General features: G+C 45.3%; 14 protein-coding genes. 6 read left to right on the top strand and 8 right to left on the bottom strand.

What is annotated here, in order from left to right; genetic code table 11:
• Window positions 1-261: 261 nt before the first annotated feature.
• The 5 genes from NX845_RS06970 to gcl all read right to left on the bottom strand — a co-directional run bounded on the left by NX845_RS06970 (window position 262) and on the right by gcl (window position 6167).
• A complete protein-coding gene (locus NX845_RS06970) occupies window positions 262-870 on the bottom strand; it encodes a TetR/AcrR family transcriptional regulator (RefSeq protein ID WP_260256714.1) in 609 nt (202 codons plus the stop codon).
• A 163-nt stretch (window positions 871-1033) separates the two neighbouring features.
• Window positions 1034-2344, bottom strand: a complete 1311-nt coding sequence (locus tag NX845_RS06965; protein ID WP_260256712.1) for a glycerate kinase — start codon at window positions 2342-2344, stop codon at window positions 1034-1036.
• A gap of 187 nt (window positions 2345-2531) precedes the next feature.
• Window positions 2532-3428: a 2-hydroxy-3-oxopropionate reductase gene (locus tag NX845_RS06960; protein WP_048611851.1), complete on the bottom strand. Its 897-nt coding sequence runs from the start codon at window positions 3426-3428 to the stop codon at window positions 2532-2534.
• A gap of 37 nt (window positions 3429-3465) precedes the next feature.
• Window positions 3466-4242, bottom strand: coding sequence for a hydroxypyruvate isomerase (hyi, locus tag NX845_RS06955; protein WP_017075254.1), 777 nt, complete (start codon window positions 4240-4242; stop codon window positions 3466-3468).
• Between the two features lie 152 nt (window positions 4243-4394).
• The gene (gene gcl, locus NX845_RS06950; protein ID WP_260256711.1) at window positions 4395-6167 is read right to left on the bottom strand and encodes a glyoxylate carboligase; all 1773 of its coding nucleotides are present in this window, start codon (window positions 6165-6167) and stop codon (window positions 4395-4397) included.
• A gap of 313 nt (window positions 6168-6480) precedes the next feature.
• Between gcl and aceB the strand changes: the two genes are divergently transcribed.
• A complete protein-coding gene (aceB, locus tag NX845_RS06945; protein WP_260256710.1) occupies window positions 6481-8106 on the top strand; it encodes a malate synthase A in 1626 nt (541 codons plus the stop codon).
• 101 nt (window positions 8107-8207) lie between these two features.
• Complete coding sequence (locus tag NX845_RS06940; RefSeq protein ID WP_004732837.1) at window positions 8208-8648, top strand: heme-binding protein; 441 nt, start codon at window positions 8208-8210, stop codon at window positions 8646-8648.
• Between the two features lie 127 nt (window positions 8649-8775).
• On the opposite strand, the gene NX845_RS06935 is transcribed toward NX845_RS06940, so the two are convergent.
• Window positions 8776-9213 carry a DoxX family protein gene (locus NX845_RS06935; RefSeq protein ID WP_260256709.1) on the bottom strand — a complete coding sequence of 146 codons (438 nt, stop codon included), beginning with the start codon at window positions 9211-9213 and terminating at the stop codon, window positions 8776-8778.
• 206 nt (window positions 9214-9419) lie between these two features.
• On the opposite strand from NX845_RS06935, the gene NX845_RS06930 reads away from it, so the two are divergent.
• The gene (locus tag NX845_RS06930; RefSeq protein ID WP_260256708.1) at window positions 9420-10325 is read left to right on the top strand and encodes a LysR family transcriptional regulator; all 906 of its coding nucleotides are present in this window, start codon (window positions 9420-9422) and stop codon (window positions 10323-10325) included.
• A 28-nt stretch (window positions 10326-10353) separates the two neighbouring features.
• Here NX845_RS06930 and NX845_RS06925 read toward each other — a convergent pair whose 3' ends face one another.
• The gene (locus tag NX845_RS06925) at window positions 10354-10656 is read right to left on the bottom strand and encodes a hypothetical protein (RefSeq protein WP_108150135.1); all 303 of its coding nucleotides are present in this window, start codon (window positions 10654-10656) and stop codon (window positions 10354-10356) included.
• A 275-nt stretch (window positions 10657-10931) separates the two neighbouring features.
• Window positions 10932-11414 carry a MarR family winged helix-turn-helix transcriptional regulator gene (locus tag NX845_RS06920; protein WP_010432677.1) on the bottom strand — a complete coding sequence of 161 codons (483 nt, stop codon included), beginning with the start codon at window positions 11412-11414 and terminating at the stop codon, window positions 10932-10934.
• Between the two features lie 124 nt (window positions 11415-11538).
• Between NX845_RS06920 and NX845_RS06915 the strand changes: the two genes are divergently transcribed.
• The 3 genes from NX845_RS06915 to NX845_RS06905 all read left to right on the top strand — a co-directional run bounded on the left by NX845_RS06915 (window position 11539) and on the right by NX845_RS06905 (window position 15178).
• Window positions 11539-12432 (top strand): DMT family transporter, encoded by an 894-nt coding sequence (locus NX845_RS06915; protein WP_108156347.1) that lies wholly within the window; start codon window positions 11539-11541, stop codon window positions 12430-12432.
• A gap of 134 nt (window positions 12433-12566) precedes the next feature.
• Complete coding sequence (locus tag NX845_RS06910; protein ID WP_017075262.1) at window positions 12567-13490, top strand: LysR family transcriptional regulator; 924 nt, start codon at window positions 12567-12569, stop codon at window positions 13488-13490.
• Between the two features lie 170 nt (window positions 13491-13660).
• Window positions 13661-15178: a hypothetical protein gene (locus NX845_RS06905; protein ID WP_260256707.1), complete on the top strand. Its 1518-nt coding sequence runs from the start codon at window positions 13661-13663 to the stop codon at window positions 15176-15178.
• Window positions 15179-15238: the final 60 nt, after the last annotated feature.

Below are 15238 nucleotides of genomic sequence, written 5' to 3'. Positions count from 1 at the left end.
CTTAATGTTGTGCGTGTAATATTGTTAGCGGCTTCATCTATAAGTTTCCAGCTTTTCGCTTTTCAGAAGAGTAAGTGCCGCCAATTTTCGCGATACTATAACCTGTCATTTAAATAAAATGGCATACCTAATCGAACCGAATTCAAGATAAATGAGTTATTGCACAACGGGTCACAAAAGTAGCTTTGCACATATGCTCACTCAAATGCACAAACAAAAAAGGCCTGCAATCGCAGACCCAAAAAAAACATTCAAATAACGTTAGATTTTCACACCACACCCTTTAATCACTAGCTGCGTGATGAACTCAGCGGCATCTTCATAGTCTTTGTCATCGAGCTTATCTTTCTGCATCACGCTGCAAATCTGCCAGCCAAAATCGGCGTAGGTTTGAGTAGCCGCCCAGATGGTAAACATTAAATGATGTGCAGGAACCTCATCCATTAGACCTTGTGCCGACCATGTTGAGAACTTATCGAGGATCATCTGGGATTGCTTATACAGCTCATCGCCAATCTCTTTCGGCAGCACTTTCGCGCCAGACATCACTTCATTGGCAAACACTTTAGAGGCATGTGGATGGTCGCGAGAAATGATCAGTTTGGTTTGAATATATTGGGACAAGGCTTCAACAGGATCGCTGAGCTCTTCAATTGGACGAGATGCTTCCAGTAAAGGCTGAGTGACGGTTTCTAGAACGGCATTGTAGAGCTTATCTTTAGAGCTGAAATAATAGAAGACGTTGGGTTTGGGAATGTCGGCCGCTTTTGCGATGTCAGCCATTTTTGTTGCGGCATAACCATGAGTAGCGAATTGTTCACACGCGACTTCGATGATTAAATCTTGATTCTTTTGTCTGATCCTAGACATATTGCATCCTTTACAGCTCGTTACTAAAATCATAGTAATCAACGTGCTTCATTAGTCCAGAAGATAATCTCAGAACTCAAGGTCACCGCATTGATAACAATAAAATGGCCGCTCTATTTGTTAAGAAGCGACCATTCCATACCGTGTTTTTGAACTGTTCAAGTTAAAGAATCAATATCGCGCGGAAGTCATTCACATTGGTCAGCGTTGGCCCCGTGGTAAGAAGTACATCGACTTGCTTGAAAAAGTCGTAGCTATTGTTGGCATCGAGGTAGTCTTGCGCTTTAAGCGACAGGCTCGAACCTTGTTGCCATGTTTGAGGCGTGATCCATGCTCCCGCATTGTCTTCAACACCATCAATCCCGTCGGTATCGGCAGCTAATGCAAATATGTTGTCTTGTCCCTTAAGCTCGTTATACAAACTTAAGAGGAACTCGCAATTGCGCCCACCACGGCCATTGCCTTTAACGGTTACTGTGGTTTCGCCGCCGGAAAGTATCACGCAAGGCGTCTCAAATGGGTGCTTGTTATTAGCCACTTGTTTGGCCAGCGCAGCATGCACTTTCGCGACATCTCGCGCTTCTCCCTCTATGCAATCACTCAACACATAAGCCGGAATACCTAAGCCTTCAGCTTCTGCTGCAGCGGATTCCAATGCCGACATCGGGGTGGCGATAATATGGTGCTCCGCGTTCTTCCAACAGACGTCATCCGGCTTAATGGTCTCTGACTCTGGATTATTTAGCCATTCAAATGCCGAGCGTGGTGTTTCTATTTGATAACGTTCTAAAATGGCCATCGCATCAAAACGCGTGGTGGTGTCGGGTACGGTTGGGCCAGAGGCAATCACACTAATGTCATCGCCCGGCACATCTGAAATCGCCAGTGACACAACCCTTGCAGGATACGCCGCTTTAGCAAGTCGACCGCCTTTTATCGAAGATAGATGTTTGCGAACACAGTTCATCTCATCAATGGCGGCGCCTGATTTAAGCAACGCCTTATTGATTTGTTGCTTCTCTGCTAGGCTGATGTCACCACCGGGCAAACTTAGCAAAGCAGAGCCACCGCCCGACAGTAGGCAAATAACCGTGTCATCGGCGCTCAAGCCACTCACCAATTGCAGCATACGTTGGCTCACTTCTAAACCCATCGCATCTGGCACAGGATGCGCTGCTTCAATCACTTCGATATTTTCGCAAGGGGCGGTGTGTTCGTAGCGGGTCACGACTAAGCCTTCAAGATCACGCAGTGCGAGATCTTGCTGTTGTTTAACTTGCCAGACGGCTTCGAGCTCAGCGGCCATCGACGCGGCTGCTTTACCTGCTCCTATAACGACAGTTCGCCCAGCTTGGTTAGCAGAGCGATAAAAAATGTCTTGAGGAAGAAAAGGTTCGATGTGATTTTTAGGTAGCGCCTGATTAACAGCACTTGAGAAAAGGGTTTGCAGAAACTGCTTAGCATCAATGTCCATCAGCCACTCCTTAGTTGACGGAGAAAAAAAGAACCCCGATACAAGGCCAAAGGGTGCCTGCTAAGATCAAGTTGGAAAGGAACAACTTCAACCTCTGCCTCGTATCAGGAACGCGTATAAAAGGAGACGAAACTACGCGATTTATAAACAAACTGTTGGGCTACGCATCGATAGCAGCCCTAATTAATTAACGAATCGAGTGGTCAGAACGTTTCTCAATCGCTTGGATAAGCGCAGAGTGGTCCCAACCTTCGCCACCCATTTCGGCACACTCGCCAAACAACTCTTGAGCGTTAGCCGTATTAGGTAGTGCAACCCCTAGCTCTTGTGCGCCCGTTAGCGCTAAGTTGAGGTCTTTTTGGTGAAGTGAGATTCTAAAGCCCGGGTCGAATGTGCCTTCAACCATACGCTCACCGTGCACTTCCAATATCTTAGAGTTAGCAAAGCCACCTAATAGCGCTTGACGAACTCGTGCTGGATCAGCACCGGCTTTCGAAGCAAAGACTAACGCCTCAGACACGGCTTCGATATTCAGAGCAACGATGATTTGGTTTGCGACCTTACACGTTTGGCCTGCTCCGTTATCACCCACCAGCGTAATATTCTTACCCATGATTTCGAACAGAGGTCGTGCTTTATCAAAGGCGTCTTGCTCACCGCCCACCATGATAGTCAGCGCCGCATTGATAGCGCCTACTTCGCCACCTGATACCGGAGCATCAAGGTATGACGCGCCGCCTTCGTTGATTCGCGCTGCAATGGCTTTGGTCGCGATTGGCGAGATTGAACTCATATCGATAACCAGTTTTCCAGCAGCGCCACCGGCGGTAAGGCCTTGCTCGACGCCATTGTCACCAAACAGGACGTCTTCCACTTGAGGCGTATTCGGCACCATTAGGATAATGACATCCGCCGCCTCTGCCGCTTCTGCGGGTGAATGGCAGACCGTCGCGCCTGCTGCCACAAGATCGGCAGGTGCTGCATTAAAGTGATCCGACAGAATCAAATCGTGACCTGCTTTTTGAAGGTTACTCGCCATAGGTTTCCCCATGATGCCAGTTCCGATAAATGCAATTTTAGACATGTTGTTCTCCTTAACGTTTGAGGGTTACCAGACGCAATTAACGGTACTGGTGCAGCCAACCAAGGCCTTCTGTCGTTGTCGTTTTAGGTTTGTATTCGCAGCCAACCCAGCCTTGATAGCCAAGCTCATCAAGATAATTGAGCACGAATGGATAATTGATTTCGCCAGTACCCGGTTCGTGTCGGCCTGGGTTATCAGCCAGTTGCACGTGTGCGATTTGACCAATGTTCTGTTGCATGGTCGGCGTGAGATCGCCTTCCATAATTTGCATGTGATAAATATCGTATTGGATAGAAAGGTTATCGCTCCCTACCTCTTTGATGATCGCTTTGGCTTGCTCAGTCGTGTTCAAGAAGAAGCCCGGAATATCGCGTGTATTGATCGCTTCTATCACTAAGCTAATGCCTTCTGCTGCTAGCGCGTTCGCCGCGTAATGCAGGTTAATCACAAACGCCGATTGCGCGTCTTGTTGGGTCACACCTTGCGGAACAATCCCCGCCAAGCAATTCACTTGAGTACAGCCAAGCGCTTTTGCGTAAGCGATGGCTTTAGGTACACCCGCTTGAAACTCTTCAACTCGCGCAGGGTCTACCGCGATACCACGGTCGCCAGCGTCCCAATCACCCGCGGGCAGGTTGAATAGCACTTGCTCTAGGTTGTTAGCATCGAGCTTTGCTTTGATTGCCTGAGCATCAAAGGCGTAAGGGAAAAGATATTCCACACCTTGAAAGCCCGCTTCTGCGGCGGCTTCAAAGCGGTCCATAAAATCAACTTCCGTGAATAACATTGACAAGTTTGCTGCAAATTTTGCCATGACTCTGTCCTTATTCTTTATTTGGTGAAACTATGACTGTTTAGTGAAGCAACGGTTATTTGGTGGAGCTACGGTTGCTTAGTAAGCCTCGCTCTATTGGAGACTTTCCGTAGAGCTAAACCTCAACTCTACGGATACACATGACTTAATGATTACTTGTACGCCAGCGCCGTTGGAGCATCGCCGCGGCTTTCGGCAAGTGGCTCAAATTCGTTGATGGCGTTGATCTCTACGCCCATCGCAATATTGGTCACTCGCTCAAGAATCAGCTCAACAACAACCGGTACTTTATGCTTATTCATCAACTCTTTGGCTTGTTCAAACGCAGCGGCAATTTTCTCAGGTTCACGAACTCGAATCGCCTTACAACCTAAACCTTCAACTACTGCGACATGGTCAACACCGTAGCCTTCAAGCTCTGGCGCATTCTGGTTATCAAACGCCAGTTGTACACAATAATCGATATCAAATTGGCGCTGTGCTTGGCGAATCAATCCTAAGTACGAGTTGTTCACCAACACATGAATGTATGGCAGGTTAAATTGCGCACCTACCGCCAGTTCTTCGATCATAAATTGGAAATCGTAATCACCAGAGATAGCAACGATATCGCGATCTGGATCGGCCGCTCGTACGCCTAATGCAGCGGGCGTTGTCCAACCTAGTGGACCTGCTTGACCACAGTTGATCCAGTTACGCGGCTTATAAACATGTAGGAATTGAGCAGCGGCAATTTGCGACAAACCAATGGTGCTCACATAGCAAGTGTCACGGCCAAATGCCTTGTTCATCTCTTCATAAACACGCATCGGTTTCATTGGCGCTTCATCGAAATTGGTTTTACGCAGCATGGTCGATTTACGTTCCTGACACTCACTTGCCCAAGCATTTCGGTTCGGCAACTTGCCAGCGTCACGCCACTCCTGCGCCACTTCAACCATTAACTCAAGCGCTGCTTTTGCATCAGAGACAATACCTAAATCAGGGCAGAACACACGGCCGATTTGGGTCGGTTCAATATCAACGTGAACAAACTTTCGGCCTTCAGTGTAAACATCGACAGAGCCGGTATGACGGTTTGCCCATCGGTTACCGACACCAAACACAAAATCAGAGTTCAGCATGGTTTCGTTACCGTAACGGTGAGAAGTTTGTAGCCCTACCATGCCTGCCATTAATTCATGATCATCTGGGATCGAGCCCCAACCCATCAAGGTTGGAATCACAGGAACTCCAGTGATCTCGGCAAACTGTTGCAACAATTCGGACGCGCCAGCATTAATCACGCCACCACCCGATACAATCAGCGGTTTCTCCGATTGAGACATCATGGTTAATGCTTTCTCAACCTGCGCGCGAGTTGCTTGCGGTTTGTAAGGTTCTAGCGGTTCATAGGTATCGATATCAAACTCAATCTCAGCCAGTTGAACATCAATCGGTAGATCTATCAGGATTGGCCCCGGGCGACCCGAACGCATCAAATGAAAGGCTTTTTGGAATGCGCGTGGCACTTGTGCAGGTTCCAGCACCGTGGTTGCCCATTTAGTGACTGGTTTAGCGATAGATTCAATGTCTACCGCTTGGAAATCTTCTTTATGAAGACGAGCACGGGGCGCTTGGCCTGTGATACATAGAATTGGAATCGAATCAGCAGACGCAGAATAAAGACCCGTGATCATGTCCGTTCCCGCAGGACCAGAAGTACCAATACACACACCTATATTGCCTTGATTGGTACGCGTATACCCTTCAGCCATATGGGATGCACCCTCTACGTGACGAGCTAAGACGTGGTCGATTCCTCCGAGCTTTTTCATAGCCGCATACATAGGGTTAATTGCTGCGCCGGGAACACCAAATGCGATGTCTACACCTTCACGTTTAAGCACCTCTACCGCTGCTTCAATCGCTTTCATAATTGCCATTCGAACCTCCAGCTCAGATTGTATACAATTAAACTAACTTTTGTGTACTATGAACCATCCTAGCTATTTATCAACCCCAAAATGAAACAATTTTGTTACATCAACCCATCACATTAAGTACGCACTCATCCTGAAAAGCTTACAATTCATTGCTTTACATAAAATATCTTTACGTAAAAATAAATTACAAAAAGACCAAATGATAAATAAATGTTAAATACCGTTTGCTTGTTTACAATTTCTACAATATAAATATCCTTAAAAAGAGCATTTTGTATACAAAGTGACATCGTATTGTTCAAAGGAGACAACAATGATGAATGACGTAAAAGAGAGAGAAGAAGTACAGTGTATGCAGGTACTCGGGAATATGGACAACTCCGAGTACAAAGAGATCTTGTCTAAAGATGCATTAAAATTCTTAGAAGCTCTCGTCAATAAGTTTGGAGATCGCCGTCATGCCCTGCTAAGTGACCGCGACACAAAACAAGCTCAATATGACGAGGGTGAGCTACCCAATTTCAGAAAAGACACCATTTCCATTCGTCAGAATAAAGAGTGGAAAGTGGCAACACCTCCAACAGAGCTACTGGATCGCCGCGTAGAGATCACCGGGCCTATCGAAAGAAAGATGGTGATCAACGCGCTAAACTCAGGCGCGAAAGTCTTCATGTGCTGCTTTGAAGATGCGTCTTCCCCGACTTGGGCCAATATGGTCGAAGGGCAAATCAACCTAAGAGACGCCAACCTTGGCACCATTAGCTACTTCGATGAGAAGAAGCAGAAGCGTTACCAATTAAACGACGATCCTGCACTGCTGATTGCCCGCCCACGTGGTATTCATTTACCTGAGCAGTCCATTCAATTCAACAATCAGCCTATCGGCGGTTGCTTGATGGACTTCGCCTTGTACTTTTTCCACAACTATCAATCACGTGCACAACAAGGTTTGGGGGTTTACTACTACATTCCAAAACTTGAAAGCATGGAAGAAGCACAGTGGTGGGACGATATTTTCAGCTTCACCGAAAACTATTTCCACGTACCCAAAGGCACCATTCGTGCGACCGTGTTGATTGAAACTCTGCCAGCCGTATTCCAAATGGAAGAGATCTTGTATGCAATGCGTGATCATATCGTAGCGATGAACTGTGGCCGTTGGGATTACATCTTCAGCTATATCAAAACGCTGAAGAACCATAAAGACCGCATCCTGCCAGATCGACACGGTATCGGCATGGATCAAGAATTCCTCAACGCCTATAGCCAACTGTTGGTGCGCACCTGTCATGCTCGCGGCGCACTGGCAATGGGTGGTATGTCAGCCTTTATTCCAGCGAAAGACCCGCAAGAGATGGCGCGAGTGACGGCCAAAGTCATTGAAGACAAACAGAGAGAATCTCAAAACGGACACGATGGCACTTGGGTCGCGCACCCTGCACTGGTTGATTTAGCGATGTCGATATTCGATAAGCACCTTGATGGCAAAGTAAACCAAATGGATTTCCAAAGCCCAGAGCATGTGATCAATGCAGACTCGTTGCTAAAACCTTGTGAAGGCAGCCGCGACGAAGCAGGAGTACGTAAAAATATCCGCATCGCGCTGTATTACATCGAAGCTTGGATTCAAGGCTACGGCTGTGTACCTATCTACGGTCTTATGGAAGATGCCGCCACCGCAGAGATCTCGAGAGCCAATATCTGGCAATGGATCCACCACGGGGTAACTCTCGATGATGGCCAAACCTTTACCAAATCACTATTCCACTCTTGGCTTTACCAAGAGCTAGACACCATAAAACATGAAGTCGGAGACTCGCGCTATACAGCAGGTCGATTTGAAGAGACAGCTGATCTTTTCTATCAACTTTCTACAGCCGAAGAGTTCGCCGCCTTCCTAACTTTACCCAGCTATGGGCTATTACAAGAGTCCAGTTAGGACTCTTGTACCGAGCTGAATCAGTCGATGATATTCACAACAAGAGTAATGATTGGCTGACTTAGCTTGGTACACGGCCCCTTGAAAAACTAGGAGATAACATGGGAAGTTTGACTCTACAACAAGCGTTAACCATCATCGATGGCACCTTACAAGCGGGAAACAAGATCCACACTGAGCCTTTGACGGTCGCCGTCTTAGACAGCGGTGGCAAACTGATTTCTCTGCAACGTCAAGACGGCTCTAGCATGATGCGACCAGACATCGCGATTGCTAAAGCGTGGGGGGCACTCGCACTGGGTTGTTCCTCTAGAAAACTCGCCCAAGATGCTGACAACCGACCAGCATTCATCTCCGCCGTAAACGTGCTCGCACACGGAAACATGGTGCCAGTTCCAGGGGGGCTACTGATTCGAGACAAGGATAAAACGGTACTGGGTGCTATCGGCGTCAGCGGTGACATTTCAGACATTGATGAAAGCTGCGCCATTAATGGTATTGGTTGCGCGGAGCTATTCAGTGACGAGATGCTACAAGCTTAACTCGCCAATTCGCTGTACTTGAAGTTCTTAGACAGGAACAAAAAACCGAAGCGATTAGGCTTCGGTTTTTTTATTCATAAGTTGCGCCAACAACACTAACGAATAACGTGTGATTAGACAAAGAACGCTAACGTACAAGAACCATTAAGCGCGTCCATTTAGCCTCTTCCTTCAACTTGTTAGACAGCCAGTAATCAACACTAAACGATCCCGCGCCAAGTACCGCTAACGCCAGATACCCACCAGCAACAGAGACATTTTTGTAGAAGTGAATCATTTGACCCGACGAACTTGGGTCGAAGTGAAACATAACACCGGAAACCAAAGAGAAAAATGCAATCGAGAACGCTGTAAAGCGAGTCATAAATCCAGCTAGAATCGCAAGTCCACCACCGAGTTCAAGCAAGATAACCAAAGGCAACAAGTGAGCACTGACTCCTTGAGAAGCCATGTATCCCGCCGTTCCTTCATAGCTAAATAGCTTTCCCCAACCCGCTTGAATAAACAAGTAAGCCAATAAAATACGAGCGAAAAAAGTCAGTGTGTCGTTCAATCTAGTGTTCATAGTTCTAAGCCTTGATAAGTTTCATTGCCGATAGGTTATTCGACTTAGCATTAAGATGATAACGAGAAAAATAGAACAACTTGTTTGAAATTTTAGTAGACATACTCGCATACAAATTACTGACTAAATCCGAAGATTGAACAACCTCAATGCTGTTACCATTGCCTTAAATTCATTGAAACACTTGCCCCATTTTTATTGATTTTATGAAGACTCTGAAGAAAACACTACCGCTCGATACTTTACAAATATTGGATGTTCTACAACGTGAAGGGACTTACTCGTCAGCCTCTGCGCACCTCAATCGATCCGTTTCTGCATTGAGTTATCAGATTCAAAAGTTGGAAGACGAACTCGGCATCTTGATCTTAGATCGTTCAGGACACAGAGCCGTATTTACTCAGGTAGGGCAAATGTTGGTGGAAAATGGTCGCCAGTTACTAGCGGGATCCGATGAACTTATAAACCAAATACAACGTTTCTCAAGTGGTTGGGAAAGCGAACTGTTTGTTTCCTATGACGGCATTATCGGGCAAGACATTGCGTTATCGTTAATCGCCGACATGGCAACAGAATGCAGCACGCAGCTGTATGTTCAAGAGGATATTTTGTCGGGGGGCTGGGAAGCATTAATCTCAGGAAAAGCGGATATTCTTATCTCATCGATGCCCAATATCGAACTACCGAATACCGTGAACAGTAAAACTATCGGCCGTGTAGAAATGATCTGGGTGGCCGCGAAAAATGCCTCCATTTTAAACGAACCAAATCCGCTCAATGAAACCACACGACGTAAACACACGATCATCGCAGTGGCCGATACCGCTAAGTCTGCGCCTAAAATTACCAAAAACATCTTACTGAACCAAAAAACCAGTACGGTCAGTTCAATGAGCAGTAAGTTAACGGCAATTCAACGGAACTTGGGTATAGGCACTCTGCCTAAACAGCTTATAACCGCCGAGTTAGAAGCTGGAAGTTTAGTGGAAATTGGCCACGCAAGAACCGTTGATATCGTGCTCGCGTGGCAAATAGGTAACATGGGGAAAGCGAAAACACTCGCTTTGAAAAAGTTAGAACAATGCTGGAGAGCGTCGGCTCAAACTCACTAGCTCGATCCTATCCTGACACTCCGAAAATCTATTTATCTCGTCCGATGAATCGACTTTGTTGGACACTCTCCCCTTGAGGTGTGGTTGCTTCAAATCGGTACACCCTCGGGATATTTCCCTTATAGAAAAAGGCTCGTCCTCTGTCTGATGTTTCTGTCACTTGTTGCCCGCGAATATTAGTGGTCACCTGCGCATTAGGGACGCGTTTTCCATCTTTATAAACCGTGACGACGACGCCGTTAGTTTGTTCATTGATCGACATTTTCAACTCTGCATGGGATGCAAATGAGGTTGCGAGTAGTGCTACGCTAAGGGCTATTTTAAGTTTCATTTCGGTCATCTCTGTATTGTGGGAATACGAGAAATATACGGATGGGGACTCTCTATTGATAACGGGAAGTCTTAAATAAGATGTCCTAAAATATTGAATTACATCGATGGAACTTGTTGGGTTTTCTGGCTCAGTGCCGTTCCCAAATTAACCGACACTAAATAGCTCGATACCAAATTGCAGACACAAAAAAACCGAAGCTCATCACTTCGGTTTTCAAATCAGATTAAGTTAGCTCAGTTCAATAAATTCAGCAAGCCGCTCCAGCCAGTCAATTACTCGTAAGCACTCAACCATGTTTTCAGCAGCTGGTTAGTATTTTTCTTCTGGCTCGCAGACAGAGATTTCACCAGCTTCTTCTGTGTTTCAACATGCTCAGTCATCATTTGGTCAATCAAAATCAAACCATCTTTGGTTAACTGCACACTCACGCTGCGTCTGTCTTCTTTGCTGTGCTCACGACTGATCAGCCCTTTAGCTTCTAGCTTATCAAGGCGATTGGTCATCGCGCCGGATGTCAGCATCATCGAACCTATCAGCTCAGAGGGAGTGAGTCGATAAGGCTTTCCAGAACGTCGCAACGTGGCTAGCACATCAAACTCACCGAGTTTCATGTCGTATTTTTTATGAAGCTCGGCAACCTGCGTCTCCATATACTTGGCAATACGCATAATCCGGCCCATCATTGCCATAGGCTCAGTTTCTAATTCGGGCTTTTCCTTTGCCCATTGCTCTACAACGCGGTCGATAGCATCCATTTGCAATCTAGCTCCGTGATTAGTCTTGTTTAATTCAAACTAGTTTAACATAAAGATACTTTACAACCACTAGTTCTCAGTATACAGTTCACCCAATAGTTATCTTAACGTAAAGATATTTTAAATGAACATATTATTAGCAATGATCCCCGCGTTCTTTTGGGGAACAACCTATGCAGTGACGCAATTTACGCTACAGGAGTGGCCACCATTATTATTAGGTGCTTTGCGTGCGTTACCTGCTGGTTTGTTATTGCTAGCAGTAAAGCCGACACTGCCTAAAAAAGGCGAGTGGCAGATCATTTTCACATTGGGCCTTATCAATATTGCGACCTTCTTTGGCCTGATCTTCGTGATGGCACTAACGCTGCCTTCAGCGATTTCTGGCGTGGGTATGATCTCTGTGCCTGTGTTCGCGATGATCTTCCATTGGGTAGTGAAAAAGCAGCGCCCGCATTTGATTCAAGCCCTGTCTGGTATTGGCTTGATCACCTTAGCGTGGATACTGTTTAACCCAAGCCAAATCGCTTTGAATCCAATCGGTTTAGGCGCAATGTTCGCCGCAATCATGTGTATTGTCATCGGCAGCAGCATTACAAAATCACTGGGTAATCGCATGCACTGGTGGAAGGTATTAACGTGGCAACTGATTTTGGGTGGTACGATTTTATCTGTCGCGTCTGGCGTTCATGCGTTCATCGACCCGCAGCCTTATGTTAACGCTGTCACTCATTTCGATTCTCGTAATGCTATGGGGCTATTGTGGGTGATTGGACTAAACACAGCTCTGGGTTATGGCATGTATGTGTGGCTGCTACAACGTATGTCAGTGGTCGATTTCACCTTCGGTGGCATCGCTAACCCAGTGGCTGGCATCGTTACGGGGATGGTGTTGATGGGTGAATCCTTTACTCCAGTGCAGTATTCACTGATGACAGGCATGATCGTGATGTCACTACTACCGCAACTTATTCTGGCAGTAAGACAGCCCAAACAAGTTAAGCCTGTTACGCAGTAGAAGATTTAGATTATTACTTATAAACCCGCCAAGTGCGGGTTTTTCTTTACAGGCATCACACCTATATAAAATATGTATTTGTTCTCGTACCGACCCAACCTTATAGTTAAATAACTAATAATAAGGTGCTCAATATGGCAAAAGACTTGTTTTCTAGCTTAGATTTAAATCTACTGCGAACTTTTATGATCCTTCATCAAGAGCGGAATATGCGCAAAGCATCCGAACGTTTGTTCGTATCTCAACCGGCGATCAGTAAAGCTCTACAAAGATTGCGCGATCATTTCGACGATGAGCTATTTGTAAAAACGCACCACGGATTACGTGCAACTGATCACGCGACTATGCTAGCGGAAAGCATTTCACCAATACTTGATGAACTTTCTTTCGCTATTAATAACAGCAATGATTTTAATCCCGCCGAACTACAAGGAGTGGTCAAAGTCGCGTTATCCCCATATTTGCTGTCGTCTCTTTCAAGTAAGCTCTTTAAAGCCATTCGTTCTGAAGCGCCATTAGTACAAATTCAGCTATTGAATTGGTCAGGCACAACCATGACCGACATTATTAATGATGAAGTTTACATAGGGTTGAACTACGAGATTAACCATGCCCCTAAAGAACTACTACAAAAGCCTATTGCGCAAGATACTTTCAAAGGGTATGTCAGGAAAGATCACCCATACGAAAAAGAATTTTTAGAAATTAAAGACGGAGTAAATTTTGAATTAGCTTCAGTCATTGCGGTTGATTGGAATTCACACCAGTCACAAGCGGAGAAAATACTCAAAGTAAAAGGGTTGAAAGCAAACATTGGTTTTCGTTCAGAATTACCGTCTGCAGTTATTGATGTCGTCAAAAACTCAGACATGTTATTCCCAGCATCTAAATTCCTAGATATTGAACAAGAAACCTCATTAAGAGCCATCAAGTTGCTGTTTGATAGTAGTTATTACGAACCAACGGTTTGTGCGTACTATCATCACAAAAACCGAAATAGCCCAATGACGCTGTGGTTGAGGAAAATACTTGAATCACAACTCAATAATAACCAGTAGTTATCACCCTCTTTACTCTGTTTCATTAATAACTCATCGTTAAGGCCTCTATTCTCTTAAGAGATTAGAGGCTTTTTTGTTCAGTCCATATACTTCTCTCATCGGCTAGGAACGCCACATAACACTGCAAGAAGCAAACTTTGTTCCTAACAATTATTTGAGAGTAAACCATGAAACTAAAACTACTAAGTACTGCTATCGCGGCGACATTCCTTGCTGGCTGTTCTTCTTCTGGTAGCAGCGATAACGGTACAAGCCCTGAACCACAGGTTGGCGTTGCTGATGTTATTTACAACGAAGAGCTACATACTGCTTATATTACTGGCGATGAAGGTAACAATGCTGTGGTTGTTGGAGATGGTAAAGGCAACGCTGTAGTAACAGTAAACGGTGAAATATTCACAATTCAAGGCGATGTTGTGGTCAACGCGAATGGCGACATCGTTGGCACTGTGGTTACAGATAATGGTGTTGCGACCGTTTATATCAACGACAAATCATATACATTAGCTGTTGAAAATGGCCGATTGATCATCGAAGGCTCAGTGTTAGACCCAGAATTTGGTGATGACGAATGGGGACCTTCTGCTGGCAATGAATTCTTTGCTAATTACATGATTGTAGACGACCTTGGAATGCCTGTAGCGCTTATCGAAGGTGACAACGGTAACTACATGTGGGTCATCCAAGGAGATGATGCTTATTACCTCAACATCAACGGTTCAGATGCTAAACCAACTCACAAAATCGTAGATGGTGAAGTGCTAACGATGTCTGGTGAAAGCACTGGGATCACGGTAGAAACTCATCGTACTGATGGTCAAATTACACATTTAACATTCAATACTCCTCGCGGTGAAGAAATTATTATTCGCCATGAAGACGGCCGTTTAATCGCTACTGTTTTTGGCCACGGTCATGAACACGAAGGCCCTGATTCCGCGCCTACTTACGGTGATATAGATGACGTTTTAGGCACAACTATCATTACTTTGGACAACGGTGAGACACTGATTTTAAAAGATGGTGTTTTATACCACCCAAGTTCAGATAGCGGAGCTGTGCTCAATGCTGATGGAACAATCACTAATATGGATGGCGAAGTTATCGCTCACGCTGAAATGCAAGAGCTCGGTTTTGTTGTAAGCTTAGAAAATGGCGCAGAAATTACGTTCCGTAATGACGATGGACGCCTTTTCGCTGCATTAACCCGCAAACCGATTGAACATCCTATTGAAGGAACACCAACGCATCCAATTGAATTAGACCCTTCTCAACCAATTCGCGATGGCATTATTGATCACGCAAACATTGGTGAATCAATAGATATAACAATTAATAATCGTGGCCATATTATTGTCGAGAATGAAATGATTAAGGGTGACTCTGGGTACCGTATAACTGAAGAAACCACAGGTGTAGTTATCAAAAACCCTGAAGGAGAGACCGTAGGTACTCTAAAAAGCAAAGAACTTAACTATGGCCTAACGTACTCTCTAATTAAAACTGAGCATGGCATAACAATTGTCCAAGGAAGGAAGAACGCTTTAGGTTTAGTACAAATTGAAGGTGCGAAAACTATCACACAAGACACAATCGATGACTTAAAAAGTAACCTTCAATCTCTTTCTCAAGAGCAACGTCAGCAAATTAAACAAGCAGTAAAAGACCGCGCTAGTCGTAGCTAATAAAAAATAATAAAGATAAAAGCAAAGGAGCCGCTTATTAGCGGCTCCTTTTTATTTGAG

The sequence above is a fragment of the Vibrio sp. NC2 genome (assembly GCF_025195005.1).
Lineage (GTDB): Bacteria > Pseudomonadota > Gammaproteobacteria > Enterobacterales > Vibrionaceae > Vibrio > Vibrio splendidus.
Note: the sequence above shows the minus strand (reverse complement) of the source record. Positions and strands in the feature narration are given on the sequence as shown.